This is a genomic window from Cohnella soli (assembly GCF_042655525.1).
Taxonomy (GTDB): domain Bacteria; phylum Bacillota; class Bacilli; order Paenibacillales; family Paenibacillaceae; genus Cohnella; species Cohnella soli.
On the sequence record NZ_JBHSMI010000067.1, the window covers coordinates 348,508 to 367,230 of the forward strand.

General features: G+C 49.4%; 16 protein-coding genes. 2 read left to right on the forward strand and 14 right to left on the reverse strand.

All coding sequences use genetic code 11. The features are described from left to right. Positions 1–119: 119 nt before the first annotated feature. A complete protein-coding gene (locus ACFPOF_RS30875; RefSeq protein ID WP_378139559.1) occupies positions 120–1,061 on the forward strand; it encodes a helix-turn-helix transcriptional regulator in 942 nt (313 codons plus the stop codon). Positions 1,062–1,071: 10 nt separating this feature from the next. Here the strand turns inward: ACFPOF_RS30875 and ACFPOF_RS30880 are convergent, their stop codons facing one another. The 14 genes from ACFPOF_RS30880 to ACFPOF_RS30945 form a co-directional block, all read right to left on the reverse strand. After that, complete coding sequence (locus tag ACFPOF_RS30880) at positions 1,072–1,878, reverse strand: Nif3-like dinuclear metal center hexameric protein (protein WP_378139561.1); 807 nt, start codon at positions 1,876–1,878, stop codon at positions 1,072–1,074. A 27-nt stretch (positions 1,879–1,905) separates the two neighbouring features. Continuing rightward, complete coding sequence (locus ACFPOF_RS30885; protein ID WP_378139563.1) at positions 1,906–2,799, reverse strand: carbohydrate ABC transporter permease; 894 nt, start codon at positions 2,797–2,799, stop codon at positions 1,906–1,908. Positions 2,800–2,810: 11 nt separating this feature from the next. Continuing rightward, positions 2,811–3,737, reverse strand: a complete 927-nt coding sequence (locus ACFPOF_RS30890; RefSeq protein WP_378139565.1) for an ABC transporter permease — start codon at positions 3,735–3,737, stop codon at positions 2,811–2,813. A gap of 69 nt (positions 3,738–3,806) precedes the next feature. Continuing rightward, the gene (locus ACFPOF_RS30895; protein WP_378139567.1) at positions 3,807–5,357 is read right to left on the reverse strand and encodes an ABC transporter substrate-binding protein; all 1,551 of its coding nucleotides are present in this window, start codon (positions 5,355–5,357) and stop codon (positions 3,807–3,809) included. A 136-nt stretch (positions 5,358–5,493) separates the two neighbouring features. Beyond that, positions 5,494–7,089 (reverse strand): helix-turn-helix domain-containing protein, encoded by a 1,596-nt coding sequence (locus tag ACFPOF_RS30900; RefSeq protein ID WP_378139569.1) that lies wholly within the window; start codon positions 7,087–7,089, stop codon positions 5,494–5,496. Beyond that, positions 7,067–8,800, reverse strand: a complete 1,734-nt coding sequence (locus ACFPOF_RS30905; RefSeq protein WP_378139571.1) for a sensor histidine kinase — start codon at positions 8,798–8,800, stop codon at positions 7,067–7,069. The genes ACFPOF_RS30900 and ACFPOF_RS30905 overlap by 23 nt, the downstream gene beginning before the upstream one ends. A gap of 79 nt (positions 8,801–8,879) precedes the next feature. Continuing rightward, complete coding sequence (gene gtfA / locus ACFPOF_RS30910) at positions 8,880–10,349, reverse strand: sucrose phosphorylase (protein ID WP_378139573.1); 1,470 nt, start codon at positions 10,347–10,349, stop codon at positions 8,880–8,882. Between the two features lie 11 nt (positions 10,350–10,360). Further along, complete coding sequence (locus ACFPOF_RS30915) at positions 10,361–11,317, reverse strand: carbohydrate kinase family protein (RefSeq protein ID WP_378139575.1); 957 nt, start codon at positions 11,315–11,317, stop codon at positions 10,361–10,363. Positions 11,318–11,319: 2 nt separating this feature from the next. Then, on the reverse strand, positions 11,320–12,270 hold the full coding sequence (locus ACFPOF_RS30920) for an alpha/beta hydrolase (RefSeq protein WP_378139577.1): 951 nt from the start codon (positions 12,268–12,270) through the stop codon (positions 11,320–11,322). 34 nt (positions 12,271–12,304) lie between these two features. Then, positions 12,305–13,279, reverse strand: a complete 975-nt coding sequence (locus tag ACFPOF_RS30925; protein ID WP_378139579.1) for a LacI family DNA-binding transcriptional regulator — start codon at positions 13,277–13,279, stop codon at positions 12,305–12,307. 119 nt (positions 13,280–13,398) lie between these two features. Further along, positions 13,399–14,388: a LacI family DNA-binding transcriptional regulator gene (locus ACFPOF_RS30930; RefSeq protein ID WP_378139581.1), complete on the reverse strand. Its 990-nt coding sequence runs from the start codon at positions 14,386–14,388 to the stop codon at positions 13,399–13,401. A gap of 71 nt (positions 14,389–14,459) precedes the next feature. Next, on the reverse strand, positions 14,460–15,284 hold the full coding sequence (locus ACFPOF_RS30935) for a carbohydrate ABC transporter permease (protein ID WP_378139583.1): 825 nt from the start codon (positions 15,282–15,284) through the stop codon (positions 14,460–14,462). After that, positions 15,284–16,168: a carbohydrate ABC transporter permease gene (locus ACFPOF_RS30940; protein ID WP_378140457.1), complete on the reverse strand. Its 885-nt coding sequence runs from the start codon at positions 16,166–16,168 to the stop codon at positions 15,284–15,286. The genes ACFPOF_RS30935 and ACFPOF_RS30940 overlap by 1 nt, the downstream gene beginning before the upstream one ends. Before the next feature lie 81 nt (positions 16,169–16,249). After that, positions 16,250–17,599 (reverse strand): ABC transporter substrate-binding protein, encoded by a 1,350-nt coding sequence (locus ACFPOF_RS30945; RefSeq protein ID WP_378140459.1) that lies wholly within the window; start codon positions 17,597–17,599, stop codon positions 16,250–16,252. Positions 17,600–17,809: 210 nt separating this feature from the next. Between ACFPOF_RS30945 and ACFPOF_RS30950 the strand changes: the two genes are divergently transcribed. Beyond that, a complete protein-coding gene (locus ACFPOF_RS30950) occupies positions 17,810–18,709 on the forward strand; it encodes an AraC family transcriptional regulator (RefSeq protein ID WP_378139585.1) in 900 nt (299 codons plus the stop codon). The last annotated feature ends 14 nt before the right edge of the window (positions 18,710–18,723 follow it).

Here is an 18,723-nt window from a genome sequence, read left to right on the forward strand (position 1 = left end):
ATGGAATATTCTCATTTTTTCACATTTGAATTAGAGAGAAAATCCAGCAGAGTAACGACTATTTGCACAAAAATGATATTATAATCATATCCCTTAGGTTGGAGGATGGAGGAACCAACATGAGAATGCTTGAACTGAAAGCCCAGACCCGATTTTTAACTCATCACGCTTGCCGCAACATCAAACTAAATGACGTCGTTATCGAATGGATCGACATTATGTTCGAAAATGCTTTGGGAGCTTCTCTCTGCCCTCCTCATTCGCATGATTGGTTTGAATTCAATTATGTGGCGGAGGGAAGCATGCGAACTGCGTTCGAAGATGGAAACATGCATAACATAAACGCGGGAGACTATATTCTCATTCCGCCTGGCTGCTTGCACTCGCACGAATACGACGCCGTATCTCCTCACGAGGGTTTATGCCTTCGTTGGCGATTAAAGCGGAATACGCTCGCCTCTGAAGAAGGTATCGACCAAGTTTCATTGTACGACAAGCTTAATCAGCTTTCCGTCGGCACCCCTGTTCCCATGAAGGATGTCGTAGGAATCGCGGCCATGCTTGAACATCTGCTGGCAGAGTCGGAAGCCGGCGAACAGGCGATTTTTGTGCAAACGTCATTCCTTCGCTTCCTGTTGAAGTTGGCGGAATCATTGTCGGAAATCCCTGTTGCAGGCTATGGGGACGAGGCAACAGTCGATCGTCTTGTCCGAAAGGTCGATATCTTCCTGAACGATCTGCAAGATCGCGAACTCGACGTGAAGCAGTTGGCCGCTTCGCTGCACTTGAGCTATGGACATTTAGCTAGAGAATACAAGCGCCGCACGGGCCTGACGATCGTAGAACGACTGACTGAAATCCGGCTGACCAAAGCCGTCGAAGATTTGACCCGGACGAACCTGACGATGGGTGAAATCGCCTTTCGATCAGGCTTCGCAAGCGTTTATTATTTCAGTCGCGTGTTCAAGCAAAAATATGGGGTTAGCCCCTCGCGATTTCGTGCAGGATTCCTCATCTACAAGAAAACGGCTGAAACTCTGCAGTTTCAGCCATTGGTCTAAGGCATTGTTCTTAAAGGTAACGGAACGGCTCCCTCGCATCGACGAAAGCGACCGCGATGTCGCCGACCAGCGGCCGAAGCCAACCCGCCATGTGTTTCATTCCCCATTCTTCGCTGCGCTCATGGCCGATGATCAGCATCGCTTTATTCATCCCCAGCATGGCAGCGTCATTGACATAGGCGCATAATGTCCATTCGGTAATTTCTCCGCAAACCATGACGTCCAGATTCTTGTCGTTCATCAATTCCATCGGCATTTGCTCTCTGCCCAACCCTAAGCTCCCTCCGCCGACCAGAACCCCGATTCGGGAACACGGCATATCCGGATTGCCGACAATCCGAACGACGTCCATGGCTATTTTCCGTTTGAATAATTCGGCCAGTTCCCTTAACGTCGTCTTCTCGATTTCGTATGCCCAGGGAGAGCTTTTATCAATCAGTTCATTCTCCCAACCCATTTCCTTGATAAATCCGTCATAGATCCGATCCGTATGGGCCAAATGCATATGGTCATGGAATCGCCAAATGGCAATCCGGTGCTCTTCGATCAACTTCCGCTTGGCCAAGTAGACGGGATCCTGTTGCAGCCACTCCAACTCGTCGAGCCCGGTAAAATAAGTAGGCTCGTGCGTAATGATCATGTTCGCCCCGATCGCGATCGCTTCCTTGATCACATCGACGGTTGCCATGAAAGTCGTGACGATCCCCGTGACTTGCATTTCCGGGTCGCCGCTTGCGAGTACGTCGCACGTTTTTTCCAGCTTCTTCCCGCCGCAAGCGTCCAGCAAAACCTTATCGATTACTTCTTGAACCTTCATTTTTGTCATCCTCCCATTCATTTTCGATTAACCTTTAACCGCGCCGATCACGACCCCTTTGGTCAAATACTTCTGGAGAAACGGCAGCACGAACAGGATCGGAAGAATCCCCACAACCGCCATGGCCATTCGAATGGCCGTGCTTGGAAGCTCTACGGCGTTTGCTCCGAGAATGCTGCTTGCCTGGCTTGTCTTCAGAAATTGAATGTTGTTCATCAATCGGATCAGAATGTTCTGAATCCCGTAATACTGGGGCTTAGTGATGAAATAAAGCGCATTGATCCAATCGTTCCAATAGGCGAGTCCCATGAACAGACCGACTGTCGCCAAGACCGGTACGGAAAGAGGCAGCATGATCCGGAAGAATGTCCGCAGCTCCGAAGCTCCGTCGATTTGAGCGGATTCGATCAGGTCTACGGGCACGTTGTTCTTGTAATAATTCCTGATCAACAAAACATGAAAGCCGTTCGTCAGCAAATTGGGCACGATTAATGCCGCCAGCGTATCCTTTACATGCAAATATTTGGTCCACAAAATATAGGAAGGAACGATTCCTCCGCTAAACAGCAAAGTGAAGAAGACGAAAAAGGCCAATACGTTATGATACTTGAAATCTTTTCTGGACATCGGATAAGCAAGCATGCTCGTAATCAACAAGCCGATCCCCGTCCCCAATGCAGTGACGAGGAAAGAAACGCCATAGGCCCTGAGGAAAGTGGCAGCAGACGATACCATGTAGACATAAGCGTCAAGGCTCAGCTTTTTCGGAACAAAGGCGTAACCGTCTCGAATCAAGGCGGTTTCGTCGGTAAAAGAAGCAGCAAAGATGAGGATGAAGGGTATAAAAGCAAGCAGGGTCACCCCACCCATGACGACCGCGGAAAAAACGGTAAACGCTCGTTCCCCTCTAGTTTGTAACATGGCGTTTCCTCCTAAAACAAAGCATTGTCCGAGTTGACCTTTTTGACGATCGCGTTCGCAAGCATGACAAGCACGAGTCCGACCAGCGACTGATACAATCCGGCCGCGGCGGACATGCCGATGTCGTTCACCTGCATCAGAGCGCGATATACATAGGTGTCGATCGTTTGGGTCGTACTGTATAAAGCACCCGCATTCATGGGAACTTGATAGAACAGACCGAAGTCCGAATTGAATATTCTGCCGATAGACATCAGCCCAAGGATCACGATTGTAGGCTTCAGAAGCGGAAGCGTGATCATCCGAATTTGCTTCAGCTTGCCCGCCCCGTCGATCTTCGCGGCTTCGTAAATGCTCTTATCGATTCCTGCGATAAATGCGAAATAGACAATGGAACCATACCCTGCCGACTTCCACATTTGAATAATTACGAGCAGATAAGGCCAATATTTGGCTTCCGAATACCAGTTGATCTCCGGAAGACCTAGCGGACGCAGGATAGAGTGGTTGACGAACCCGCTGTCCGCGTTGAGAAACGCGAACACGAGAAACGAAAGCACGACCATCGAGATCAAGTTCGGCAGCACCAAGCCCGACTGATACAATTTGGAGTACGCTTTGTTCAGCAATTCCGACATGAAAATGGCGATCATGATCGAGAAGATCGTTCCGAGCACGATGAAGGCCACGTTATAAAATAAGGTGTTTCGGGTCATGATCCATGCATCGCTCGTTTGGAAAAGGAACTTGAAGTTGTCGAACCCAATCCAATCGCTTCGGAAAATGCCTTTGGCGTAATTCACGTCCTTGAAAGCGATAAATACGCCGATCATGGGAAAATAGCTGTTAACAAGAAAATACAGCAAACCCGGAGCGGCCAATAGAATAAGCGGAAGCGTCTTCTTCAGCCCTGTCGATTTCGTTCTCATGGTTGTCATTCCGGAATTCTCCTCCATGATGCGAAGCGGAGCCTACGAAAGGCTCCACTCCGCAATCGCTATTTCCGTTTATTTGCCCTGCGATGCGATCCACTGATCCAGCTGCTCCTGCTTTTGCCGGATGATCGTCTGAGCGCCCGCATCGTTCAGCGCCTTCACGAATTTCGGAATTGTCGTCTCGGGATCAAGAGATCCGCACACGAGACCAGGCAAATATTGATTCACGACGTTGGTCACCGCGCTCATTTCCGCTTTCGCTTTGCTTTGGTCGAACATAAAGCCGAAATAAGGCGATCTTGCGGTTTCTTTGTTTTCTTTCAGCTTCAATTCAACGTCCGACCAATTGACTCCTTCGAGCTGATATTGCAGCGATTCGGAGCCCACCATTCCCGTGCTCAACATGGCGGTGTACGGAACGGTCGTTGCATCTTTGCCGTCGGGGAATTTCACGTGATGCTCGTCCACCTTGACGTAATCCTCCCCTTCGATCCCGTACAGAATCGTGTTGATCAGAGCCGGATCGGAGTAGAGGAGATTCAGGAACTTGACGGCCGCTTCGGGCGCTTTAGACGTGCTGGAAACCATCCAGCTGACCAAACTGACAGCCCCCGTTTCGAAATAATAAGGCGCGATCCGTTTCATCTCGATGTGCTTGCCCAATTGGGCGCTAAGCGTCTTCGCCGCCTCCATGCCGCCGTAACCGCCCATAAAGGAGAAGCCGCGTCCGGAAGCGACCACATCGGGAAATCCGATGGACGCCGTTGCCGCATCCTTCTGCAAATAGCCTTTGTTATACCAGTCCCTCATCATTTTGACGCCGTTCTTGAATACGTCCGTTTCATAGAAGTTCCGGACCTTGCCCTCATTGCCGATGACGACCCCGACGCCGGTCGTGTCCGACAAGAAGTCGACCTGACTCGCTCCTTTTAGCAAGAGGGGCAGCCCCGTATCGCTCGGATTGACGTTAATGGGGCCAAACGGAACAACGTCCGGGTACTTCTTCTTGACCGCATCGAAGACCGCGGGCAGATCTTCAACCGATCGAATGTTGTCTGCGCTTAAGCCGGCGTCTTTCAGCATATCGGCGTTATAAACAAAATTGGTTGGAATGGACATCCCCTTGTTCACGGGGATTCCGTATATATGACCGCCCAAGGTCGTCGATTTCAACAGGTCGGGACCGAAGTCTTTCTCCAGAATGGCGGTCATTTCTTTACCGTACTTGGGAATCAGATCTTCCAACGGATAAAGCTGATTTTTCGATGCGTAGCTTGGAAGTTGTCCGAGCGTCGTGAACACATCCATCTGTTCGCCGCTTTGGAGCGCCAAATTGACCTTTTGCACGTAGTCTGCCGGGCCGTAAAGCTTATAATCCACTTCTACGCCGATTTTGGGGATCGTGATTTTATTGATGGCATCCGTCACTTTTTTCAGGTCGTCCGGAATTCGATTAAACGATGCCAGCGCGAATACGATTTTTTCGACTTTTGCGTTCGAGCCTTTGGCGGCGCCTTGCGAATTCGCCGGCGATTCCGCCGCGTCGTTGCCGCATGCGGACAAGATCGATCCGCACGCTACCATAGTTGCTAGCATCAAGGTTAAGCCTTTTTTTCTTTCCATGTTTCGTTTTCCCCCTGTTCTCCTTTGATACGTCTTCATTTTAATCATTCGGACCGGACGCCGACTTTTAAAAAAACGAAGTGTTTTTTCAAAAAAAAGAGCAGTCCCATCCGATGTTCGGTTGGGCTGCCCGGTTCTATGTCACCGATTGGTGCTTCGCTCGATAAGAATTCGGCGTTTCCCCCGTCAGCTTCTTGAATACGGTGGAAAAATAGGAAAGGTTATCGAAGCCGGTTTCCGTCGCAATAAGACTGATGCTGGCATTGCTTCCGATCAACATCCCCTTGGCCATCTTGATCCGGTGTTCGTTCAAATATTCCTTAATGGTCATTCCCGTTTCGTTCTTGAACGCTTTAGCTAAATAATCCGGAGTCAAGTAGACGTTCGAAGCGACGTCATCGCGAGTCAGATCACGATTGTAATTTTCTTGGATGAACCGCTTTACCTTCTCGACGACCCCTTCGGACTGCAACGCTTCTTTAAGGGTCTCTATCGTTTTCTCCGTAATGAAATGAGCCCACTTCATGAAGTCGAAGACGCTGTTTTCCGACTTCTGATACATCCGTTGGGCGATGTCTTCGGCGAAGAGACGATGCGCTTGAATATTGTTTCGGGTAAGGAACGCGTAAACAACTTGAAGGAAATCTTCTCGGATCGAATGAAAGGTCATCGGATCCAGTTTGTTTTGAAGGGCAAGCGTCTCGAGTTCTTTTTTTAACCGGTTGACGATCTGAACTTTTTCCTTCTGCACGAACAGCGTCGTAAACAGTTCAGTATCAAGCGAATAACGGTCTTTCGTATCGTACTGCAATCGATCCTTCTGAAAATGTATGTTTCCCCTGAATATGATGTTCAATGCGTCCCGTTTTTCCAATTCCGTTTTCGTTTGCGCAATCTCCGTGATTGCCGCTTCCTCGCCGATATAACACGTGACTACGCATTTCAAGAATTGTTTGCACAATCGAATGAGACGCTCGCCTTCCGACTTTAGCTTGTCCATGACGATCCCGCCATCCAATACGATCGCAACATAAAACCGATCATCCGCTTGATAGGGAATGACCCGGTCATGGTTCGGGCCCCCGAACAGGACTTCCGAGCTCAGATTGCATAGCGCGTAATGAAACGTGCTATCCTCCCATTCGCCTTCGATCTCCGACTTGGCTACGACCGCAAGAAATAAAATATATTTGCCGTCTACCGAAAGCGACAGATCCCTTTTGCGGATTTCGCCTTGGATCAGATCCATTCTCGGCGAGATCGTTGCGGTCAACACGTCTCTCCAGAAGCTTTTCTCGACCAAATCTTTATTTTTCAGCCAGGTCAGGCCCAGCTTGCTGTATTCCCCGAGCGTCCGTTTCCGTTTCAGCGATTCGATCGCCTTGTACAGAACCGGCTCCAGTCTTTGTTTGTCCAGCGGTTTGATCAGGTACGAATCGGCGTTGTACGAGATGGCGGTGGAAGCGAAATCGAAGCTCTCATGACAGGTAAAGAAAATGAAGGCGCAATCGTAACCGTTCTCGCGGACCCATTTGATCATGTCGATGCCGGAGCCTCGGGGCATTTCAATATCGCAAATGACAAGATCGGGAACTTCGGCGTCGAATAATGCCTTCGCGTCTTGGATGTTATGCGCCGTCATCAGTTGCGTGATTCCGTATTCGGACCAATCCATAATATCCCGAAGAGCCTCGACGGTAGGTATATCGTCATCGATCAGCAGGCAGCGCATCCGAATCCCCCCCTGGAGCGTTTATGTCAACATCCCGAAACGGCAGCCGAATTTCGACCCTGGCCCCGGAAGGCTCGGCGTTCGATAGCTTCAAGAGGTCGTTTCTTTTATACAATAACTGAAGCGTTCTGCGAATATTCGCGATTCCGACTTTATTGCCGTTTTCGTCGGGCCAGTCCGATTCCGATCGCTCGAAGGTTTCCGGCATTCTCTTCGGAAACCCCTCCCCGTTATCTTCAATGACGATTTTGACCCATCGCTTATCTTCCATGACATGGCTTGCTCTTATGAAAATAGAAAGCATCTCTCCGTAGATCATGGCATGCTTAAAGACGTTTTCGACGAAAGTCTGAATCAAAAATTGGGGGATGCCGGTTTGCTCCGCTTCGGGATCGATATCCGTCATGTAAAAGATTTGGTCGGGGTAACGGATTTCCTGCATTCGAATATAATTTTCCACGTGCTTGATTTCCTCGCGAATCGGGATTAAAAGAAGCTCCCCTTTAAACATGTACCTTAAATGCACGGATAAGAGTTGAATCAAGTTTCTGATTTCCTCGTTCTTGTTTTGGTACGTTAAACTGGAAATCGTCGAAATCGCGTTAAGAAAAAAATGGGGTCTGATTTGCATTTGCAAATATTTCAATTCCGTGCGGCTTCGCTCGATTTTTTCTTCATAGGTTCGAATTTTCAAATCGGTAATTTCGCGGACCATGGATTGAAAAGAATGAAATAGCTTCGTAAACTCCATGGAATATCGGCCGGAAGGAAGTTGGTATTCCCATTGGCCTTTTTCCACTTCTTTGGCCGCTTTCACCAGCTCTAGAACTGGATTGATGATGCCTCTCGTCAAATATCTCAATACGAACGGAATGACGATGACGGAGACGATGCCCAAAGAAATTATCACCCATTGAATCAGCTTTAATCCCGAGAAAACGCTTTGCTTCGCCACCATATTCGTCATCTGCCCGAATTCGGCAATAGGCTCCGATATAATGAGAGATCTTGCTTTAAATCGTTCCCTCAACTCCTCCAACGTCGAGCCTGCATGAATGCTCGCATTCGTAGAAGTCAGAACGCGTCCGTCCTGATCGCTTAAGAAGTAATGGCTGTCATTAGCCTTCTTATTCACGATCGACAATAACGTATTCGCTTTAACGAATACTCCGAAGCTGATGTCCGAATACGTTATATATTTGAACAAATAGTTGAAACCGTTAATATCGAAATTCGTCCACTCATCGAGCTTTGCGGACGAATCGGGCTTGAACGGTTGCTTGTTCAAGAAATCGGCGAGCGCCAATTTTTCGTTTGAAGGGATGCGGTTTCCGAATTGTACGAGAGGCATGCCGCCGTCCGGGAGCTTGATGAACATTCCGTCGCTCGAATCGTTGTTGGAAGTTTTGGCTTTTAACGCATTCATCCATTGCGCCGATTTAAAATACCGGTCGCTCTCATTTAAATGGGAATATTCCGTGGCCGTATCGATGTTGTTTTCAAACACCTCTAACAAGTCTTTCGAGCAAATATTCAAATAGTTATGAATGCTTTCGACATAGATCGCAAGCGTGTTTCGGGAACTGTTCAAGGAGTTCTGCCGAACCACTGCCAACGAATAGATGTTGCTTACGAGCAGAACGGTAAGGAGGATCGCCAATATCAGCGTCAGCGAAACGGCAAATTTGTAAACGATGCTGTTCGTTTTCATGAGGCTCCCCTCCTTTCATCAAGCATCCTGCCCCACAATATGTTCGGATAAACAATCCGGGAAGGCTCCCAACCTTTCGTTATACGATGTAGTCGATTGCGCTGCCCACATTATCCGCATAATGAATCGTCGATTGATAGGTGTTCAGGTCGACGCGCAATTCGCAGCCGATTTCTCCCTTATTCCATGCCAGCCGGACCTCATCGTCCGCCGTTGGAAGCACGCTGAACTCGCCGTTGAAGGCGTCGTGCGTATTTCGGAAACGGATAAGCTTCAATAGACGCCGTACGACATCTTTTCCAAGCGATTGCTCGATTTCTTCTACGGTATAATTGCGTCGGTTAATTTCGCGTCCTTCGCCCGTTTCTTTGACCCGATCGAAATCGTTCTCGCCGGCAAGCAACCCCACGTAATAAACCTGAGGGATGCCCGGCACGAAAAATTGGATCGCTCTCGCAGCCAAATAAGCGTCATCGTCGCAATTAAGGGCACTGTAATAAGTGCATCGAATTTGGTGAACGTCGAAGCCGTCTTTCGCCTTATGCTCCTCCGACAAAATCAAACTGAGATTGGCGCCTCTTTCCACGCACAGATCGACCAGCTTTCTTGCTTCCTTGGTGTCTATGAGGTCATCCAAATCCGGCTTAACGGGAATGCCGTCATGGCAATCCAGCATCGTAAACTGCTTCGGCGGCCGAACCGCCAAATAGCGAAGCAATTCCTGACTGGACCGGTTGACGAGAGTTTCGAGCACTCTGTAGGGCAGAATGAAATCGTAAATCCAGCAGCCGTGTTCCGCGAGCTTGAACTGAGTGGCGTAATGCGCATGCACTTCAGGCAGCAGCTCGATATCCAGAGAATCCGCCAGCTCCTTCACCCAATCGAGAAACGCATAAATGTCCGGTTCTACGAAAAAACAGCTTGTCCCTAATTTTTTGATCACGTATCCGACCGCATCCAACCTGACGATCTTCACGTTCTGCTTGCGGAAATGCGTAAAATACTCCGTTAATAGCTTCTTTGTCAGCGGCGAATCGATGTCCAGATCGATTTGTTCGGAAGGATCCGTCTTGCCGAATGTCGTCCATACCTCCAATTGCTCATCGCTGCCTTCAAGCGGATAGGCGGAATAAGGCAACGGCCTGCGCAAAAACATCTTATCGATATCCGTTTGAATCGGCTTTCCGTCTTCCCAAAGCTTATCCAGCGTCAAAAACAGATCGGCGTAGGCGGAGTTTCGTCCCTTGGCAAGGACGTCCTGAAAATACGGCGACTGCCTGGAGATGTGATTGACCATCAAGTCGACTAGAATATCGAAGTTTTCCCCGATCGCCCGGATATCTTCCCAGGAGCCGAAACCCGGATCTATCTCCAGATAGGTCAGCGGAGCGAAGCCGCGATCCCCGGAAGAAGGAAACGGCGGAAGGATATGAATCCCCCCCTTGAAAATATCCGGAAAATGCTTCAGCAGCATTTCGTTTAACGCCTTCAAATTGCCCCCCATGGAATCGGGATACGTGATCAGCTGCACTTGATTTTTCACCGTCATACGGAAGCCTCCTAGAGGTTGAATTGTCTTTTGATTGCTTCGAGCTCCGGTAAATCCACGACGGCGCCGGTATATTTCAACTTAAACGCGCTGACGGCAAATCCAAGCTCCAATGCTTCTTTGATGGTATGCCCTTTGATGACTGCCGCGTAAAAGCCGGACCAAAACGCGTCTCCGGCGCCTGTCGTGTCCTCGACCACGGTCGCCAGCGAGGCGAAGATGACCGTTTCCTTTCCGTTGGAGACGATAGCCCCGTCCTTGCCTAAAGTCATAATGACCAATTTGGCGCCGAGCTCCAGAAACTTCTCGACTTGATTGGCGTGCGAATCCGGCCCGAACAGCCGCTCGGCGTCGTCTTCGGACGGCTTGACGATGTCGACTTTCGAAATAACGGATTTAACGTACGCGACGCCGTCTTCGTCCCGTTCCCAGATTTTGGGGTGATAGTTGGGATCGAAGCCGATGAGCATCTTATTCCGCCTTGCCTCTTCGATAACCCGTTCGACCGTGTGGCGTGCAGGGACTTTCGAGATCGGCCAGCACGAGAAGTGAACCGCCTTGGAATTGTTCAAAGCTCGTTCCAGCGATCCGTTATAGGTTAATCCGTAGTCCGCGCCCCGGTAAAAAATCGGGACGGGCGTGGATTGGCTTTTGGTGACCACGACCAGGCTGGTGGAATCGGGCGTCGTTTGAATCCCGTCCGTATCCATGCCGGCTTCTCTCAAGCGGTTCAGCAAGAACGTCCCCAGGCTATCCTCGCCGACGGCGGAAACGATATGGGACCGAATGCCGAGCTTGTTGGCGTTGATCGCAATGTTGGAGGGAGATCCTCCAAAAAAACGGGTATATCCATTATTCTCGTAACCATCGCCATAATTGTCCGAGATCATATCAACGAGCATTTCCCCGACCGTCAAGAGGTCATTCGGTTTATCTTCGAACATGACTCTGTCGTTGAATTCGAACACGTTTAGACCTCCCCGCCATTCGAACCGTTAAATGCTCGAGCCAGAGCGTTCAAGTATCCCGATCTCGCGCGCCGGCTGATCTCCGCCGTCGGAACGACGTGCTCGAAGCCATGATAACCTCCGGGATAAAGCTGGAATTCGACATCGACTCCGGTTTGCGCGAGCCGCATGACATATTCGATCGTCTCGTCGCGAAACGGATCGAGCTCGCCTACGCAAGTGTAAGCCGGAGGAAGTCCGGCCAAATTCGTCGCGCGGCTTGCCGCGGCGTACGAAGGAATGTCGCCATCGGCATGCTCACCCAAATACATCTTCCATGCCGCCGCATTGTTTGCGCTGTTCCACACCTTAAGGTTCGTAATTTCATTGCTGGACGGCGTCGCATTTCGATCGTCGATCATCGGATATAACGGCATCTGGAAACAAATCGCGGGGCCGCCCCGATCGCGGGCCATCAAAGCCAATGCCGCGGCCAATCCTCCTCCCGCGCTTGCTCCTCCGATCGCCAATCGGGATAAATCGATCCTCAATTCCTCGGTCGCGCCTGCCATCCATACTAACGCAGCATAGCAATCTTCTATTGCAGCCGGATAGGGATGCTCGGGGGCGAGCCGGTAATCCGGCGAAACGACGACGCAGCCGGCTTCTTCGACGAAGCTTTGGCAGAGATTGTCGTCGTGCTGCGGATGACCTAACACATATCCCCCGCCATGGATCCAAAGCAACGCGGGAAGATTTTTTTCATCTCTATGGAGCGGTTCGTAAATCTTGATCAGCATTTCATTCGAGCCCGCGCCGGAAATATAACGCTCGGTCGTTTTAACTTGCTCGGACTTCTCCGTTGCCGGAATAGGCCACTGTCTCGCCGTTTCCAGATCATCGGGCAAACGAAGAGGCGGCAATCGCGTTAAACCTTGTAACAATTCGGGAGAAACTCTTTGTAAGAAATTCATATGATGACCTCCATTTACTACACTCGGACTTTGTCTACGTTGTTCCTTTCTCCAGCAATTTGACCGGAAGAATCGTTTCTAGCGGCGTCTCTTCGCCCGCGATTTGCTGAAGCAGATGCTGTACCGCCAGCCTGCCCATTTCCTTAATCGGCTGAGCGATCGTCGTCAAATCCTCCGTTCCGCCGATTTGAATCCCGTCGTAACCGACGACCTTTACTTGGTCGGGTACGGATTTGCCGAGTCTCCGGCATTCTCGGACCACCTGCAGCGCCAGCATATCGCTGCTTGCGAATACGCCGTCGATATCGGGATGCTCTTGGAATAATTCCCGAACCAAATTTTCGTATTTCTTATATTGAAATCCGTTCATATCGGTTTGCTTGACGATATATTCGACGCCTTTGCCTTTCGCTTGCCGAACGAACGCGTCGTGTCTTTGTTTGGCCAGCATGTTCAACTGCAGGTTCCCGCTTAAATACGCGATTTTATTGCAGTTTTTTCTTAGAAGGAGTTGAGTCGCAAGCGATCCGCCCCGGTAATTATCGGATGATATATAGGGAATCGATTCGGAAATTTGCCGATCCAGCGTCACCAGAGGAAGCTTGATCGACAAGTATTCTTTGACGCTCATCGTATGGCTTCCCATGATGATTCCGTCCACTTGACTGGCTCTGAGCAAGTCGATGTACTCTTTTTCCTTTTTCTTATCGAGCAAAGAATTGCAAAGCATCAGCTTGTAACCATGCTTATAAGCATAGTACTCCATGTGCTTCGTCATTTGCGCGAAAAACGGATGCGAAATATCCGGAATGATGAGACCGAGAATATTGGATTTCTTTCGAGATAACGAACGTGCCACCTCGTTAGGCTGGTAGTTCATCTCCTCCATCGCTTCGTGTACCCTTTTCTTCAAGCCGTCGCTTAAATATCCACGGTTGTTCAATACCCGGGAAACGGTCGTTACCGAAACCCCTACTTTCTCGGCAATATCCCTAATCGTTACGATCATCATAGGCCTCCTGCAGACTGACGCGATTCCGTTTCCATTCATTTATATCAACCGGTTGACATTATGGACATGGCTCTCTCAGCCGTAAGATCCCGGCAATGAAACAGCCATTCCGTTATTCATGTCGAATCGCGCTCGACAAGGGTGACGGGAAAAGAGTGAATCATAGGCACTTCTTCCCCTTCGATCTGCTTCGCGATCAACTCGATCGTATATTCGCTCATTTCTCGAATCGGCTGCCGGATCGTGCTTAGACGCGGCCACACTAAAGACGCGACTGCTACGTCGTCATAGCCGATTACTTTCATGTCGGCCGGCAAATTCTTCCCCATCCGATGGCAGGCTTGAATGATTTCGGCCGCGATCACGTCGCTGCTGGCGAAAATACCGTCGACATCCGGATGATCCCGAAGAAAACGAACGATTTCCCCATCTTCGTCCATGTCGGAGGCATCGGTCGGCTCCAAATGAAAATGAACGGGTTCGATTCCGACGTTTGTGAGCTCCTCGTCGAATCCTTGTTCTCTACCGCCGGCCAACAATTGACGATGATGGGGGCCGCCGATTCCGCGGTATACGAAAACCGGTTTTTTGCAGCCTTTGTCGATCAATAATTTCGTGGCCAGCTTGCCTCCCATGAGATTATCGGAAGTGACGATCGGGATTTCGTCCGCCACCTTGCGATCGAAGGAAACGATCGGCAAATTCAAATTCAGATAATGCTCTACGTCCAATACGGCACTGCCCATAATAATGGCGTCCACTTGATTCTTCTTCAACATGTCGATATATTCGCGTTCTTTGGAAATCTCGCGATTCGAATTGCAAAGCAGCAATTTATATCCTTTCAGGTCGGCATAATACTCCAAGTAATACGCCAGCTTTCCGAAAAAAGGATGGGATACGTTAGGAATAATGAGACCGATCATGTTCGATTTTCTTCTAAACAAAGCCCGTGCCATTTCATTCGGCTGGTAATTTAATTCTTTCATGACCTGGTATACTTTGTCCCGCGTCTTCTGGCTGATATAACCCCGGTCATTGAGCACGCGCGAAACCGTAGTGACGGAAACGCCTGCCCTCTCGGCTACGTCTTCTATTTTCGGCATAGATGATCACCTTGCGTTTTTAAGCCCATTATAAGCTTTACCGCAAACTTTTTCAGCCTCGATCGACAAGATTATTTCAATGCCCCTTCCGTTATCCCTTTAATGACTTGTTTTTGGAGAAAAAGATACAAGACCAGAACCGGAATAACAGTCAAGATTAATCCCGCCATAAGCGGCGCGTAATCGACCGAGTAGGAAGAAAAGAAATTATACGTGGAGAGGGGCAGCGTTTTCTGATCCGGCGAAAGCATGATGAGACTCGGCAGCAAATAGTCGTTCCAAATCCAAAGGACGTCCAATACGATGAGCGTCACGAAAACCGGTTTCAGCAATGGAAGCACGATTTGGAAAAAAGTTCGCAGTTGGGAGCTGCCTTCGATAAAAGCCGACTCCTCCAACTCGTACGGTACGCCTTTAATAAAGCCATGAAACGTGAATACGCCGAAAGGAACGCCGAAACCCAAGTACATGAACAGAAGCGTTTTTTTCATATTAAGCAAGTCCATATGGCCGTACAGCATGACCAGCGGAATCATGAGCACTTGGAAGGGCAGCGCCATTGACGCCAGCATGGCAAAGAAAATGACGGCGTTCGCCTTCCATTTATAACGAACGAACAAATATCCCGTCATCGACGAACATACTAGGATCAGCAATACCGAAACGACCGTAATCACCATGGAATTGAGAAAGCCGTGCATGAAATCCATCTTGTCGATCGCGTTGGCGTAGTTCCCGAATCGGAAGCTTCCGGGAAGAGATAAAGGATTTTCGACGAACTGCTGCGTGGATTTAAACGAGTTCATGACGATCAGCAAAAACGGAGTCAAAAATGCGAACAACATCAAAAACATGAACGAGAACTTCATCCGGGATAGGAATCGCCGCGTCTTCATTACGATTCAACCTCCAGTTTTTTGAGCAAGTAGGATTGGGTGAGCGCGATGATCGCTACGACGGCAAACAGCACGACGGCTTCGGCTTGCCCGACTCCGTATTGGTTAGACAGAAATGCTTTTTGAACGATATGGTAAGTGGCCAATTCGGTCGAATTGAACGGTCCGCCTTTCGTCAGCGCAAGGTTAATATCGTAAGTCAAGAAAGAACGGGAAACGGAAATGAATATGCAAATGACGATTGCCGGAATGGAAAGCGGCAGGATGATTTTTCGTAGAATAGCGGTGCCGTTCGCGCCGTCAATGCCGGCAGCTTCAAGCACGTCATTGGGAACGCCCGCAAATCCGGCAATATAAATAATCATGAGATAACCGATCAATTGCCAGGCCGTTACGATGACCAGCGCCCAGAATGCGCTATTCGTATCCGTCAGCCAAGACGTCGCAAACAATTTCCATCCGTATTTGTCCCCCAAATAAGGGAGAACTTGCGAGAATAACGTTTGCCATAAATACCCGAGAACGATGCCGCCAATCAGGTTCGGCGTAAAAAAACCCGTCCGCAGCCACTGCTCTCCTCTTCCCCCTCTAGTCAGCGCCAAAGCGATGAAGAATGCCGCCGCATTGGCGATGAGCACCGTAAAAAAGACGTATTTGAGAGTAAACCACAATTGATCGAAGAAAATAGAATCACGGAATACTTCAACGTAATTCGAAAAACCGACGAAGGTGCTGTCTGCGGTTCGAACATCCCAATTCGTAAAGGTCAAATACAGTCCGACGAAAAGCGGAATAATGACGACGGCCGCAAAAGCGAAAGTGGCCGGACCTCCGAAAAGCAAAAAGGTCCAGACGTTTTTGATTGAACTTTTTTTGATCACGATGCTGCCCCCTTGCGTTCCGTGAATAAAAGACGGTGCGAGGCAGGGCCTCGCACCTGTCTTTCTCAGCCTGCGATTGAAGTATTATTTGCCGGCATACGATTTCCAGTAATTTTGGACTTCGTCCGCCAGTCCTTTGCGATCAACTTTTCCAACTAAATACTTTTGCATGGAAGCTCCAGTCTTAGACCAGTAATCTTGAGGGAAATAGTTGATGACGCCGATATTAATGACTTGCCCTTGATCCACATATTTGCTTACGGCATCGGAAATGATATTTGTGCCTTTGGCTTTCACGTTCTTGTAAGGCAAGGACAGCCCCATTTTGGTCACGATCGCGTCTTGACCCTGCTCGCTAGAGACCAGCCATTCGATGAACGCCTTAGCGGCCGCTTGTTGCTCAGGGGAAGATCCGGATTGATCGATCGCGAACAGCTTCGGTTCGCTGTAAGCGACTTGGGCGTTGCCGAAATCGGCCGGATTGTTGCTGATCGGAACCGGAAGAATGCCGAAATCTTTATCCCGTCCTTCCAGCGTGCCGATGACTGCCCATGTCCAGTCTCCCATGAAATAGAACGCGGCGTTGCCTTTAGCGAAGTCGGCGCTGTCTTTATTGTAATCCGCGACAAGAGGATCGTTTTTTCTGGCATTGTATTTCTTCAACAAGTCGAACGTATCCATCAGGCCGTTGAACTGCGGATTGTCGGACAGCGCAGCTTTACCGTTTTTCAGGTCTTCCACGAACTTGCGATTGTCTTCCACGTTTTTCGATTGCAAGGAATAAGTCAGACCCAAATAGTGAGCGCCCAAAGACCAATCGGCTCCATGAATCATGACCGGCGCTTTTCCGGCCGCTTCGACTTTCTTGAACAAAGCTTCCAAATCATCGCGGGTTTTCACCATACCCGGATCGAAGGTTCCCCCGATCGCTTCCTCCACGACTCGTTTGTTATAGAGCAAGCCGTAGCCTTGAGCCGTCCATGGAATGCCGAGGAATTTGCCGTCCAGCAGCGCCCCGTCAACAGCCCCGGGTTTCGCCAGCTGTTCATATTTGGCTTTCTCCGGATCCAAATTCAAGAACTTGTCTTTATACTGCAGGATCGTTCCGGGATCCAGGTTGGCAATGTTAGCAGGTTTTCCGGAAGCAAGCAGAGATTGGAACTTTTCGAGCTGCGCTCCGCCGATCGGCGTCGGTATCAATTCGATGGTCACGTTCGGATTCAGCTCGTGATACTTTTTGAAAAGATCTTCGAACACGGAATTCACTTCGGCGGAGGTATTAAAGAAAGTCAGTTTGACTTCCTTAGCCGCCGGCTGCGTTTGCCCGGCTTCTTGCGTTTGTCCCGCGGAGGCGCTTGGCGAATTGTTTTTGGAGCATGCCGCAAGCGAGGTGGCCAACAATGCCGAGCAAATAACCAAAGCGGTATTTTTCATCAATTTCAAATTCTTCTCCCCCTCATATGCATTCGTATGAATGCGCATTCATTATTATTGCTCCTTTATGATAACCGGTTGACATACAATGTGTCAACCGGTTGTCATATGGATGATCTTGTAAGCGATATCCGTTTACTATAATCCCGGTATCATGCTAAAATGAGCCTGTCAGATCGGCCAATCATCTTGAAGTACGGGAGAGATCGCATGCAGGTTCGCGCTTTCGGTTACGATAATTCTCTTGAGGCGTCTCAGCCTGTACAGGATAACCTTTCGCTCTTCCCCATGGAGTCGATCATTGGCGGTCTTCACCCGCAGCATCACGAATTGCTCTATATTATTGAAGGAACCCTGAAAATTACGATCAACAACGTAACCTATTCGATGATGGGTCCCGCCGTCATTCTTATCCCTTTGAATACTTCCCACCATTTGCAATTCCTAACCCGGATTTACCGTTATACCTACTGGGAGCTTCAGGATGACGCAAACGAAACCTTCCCAATCCCGTCGGACTGCGAGAACTGGAACCGTCTTCAGGCAGATCCGGACGGGAGCTTGCCTGCCGTTCGATTGATCTATGAGCGTATTCATGCGCTTCACCAGATCCTGATGGCGGAGTGGATGCGCAAGCAACCCGATCTGACCCGGCAAATCAGTTATTACGACATCCAAGCCATCCTTGCTCTCATCCGTCATGTGGCCAAGCCTGATGTAAAGCTCTACGGAAAGACGAGTCAACCGCCTGTCAAACGAATTGCTTCAACGGTGGAAACCATCGAGATCCTCGTCCGTTGGATGGAATCCAGCTACTGGGAGAACTTCACCCTGCAGAAGCTGTGCGAGTATGCCCATTTGAATTCCTCCTATCTGATCCGCACGTTCAAAGCCTGCAAAGGGGTTGCCCCGTTGCAATTTCTCAATAACCTTCGAATGAACGCTGCCGAGAAGTATTTGCTGGAAAGCAATATGAGCATTCAGGATATCGCGCATGCCACGGGTTTTCAGACCATTCACTATTTCAGCCGCTTGTTCAAGCAGAAATACGGCAAAAGCCCCGCCCATTGGCGGAGCGAGCATAAGAATACGACTTCTGACCCGGACTAAGACCCGCTCCGATC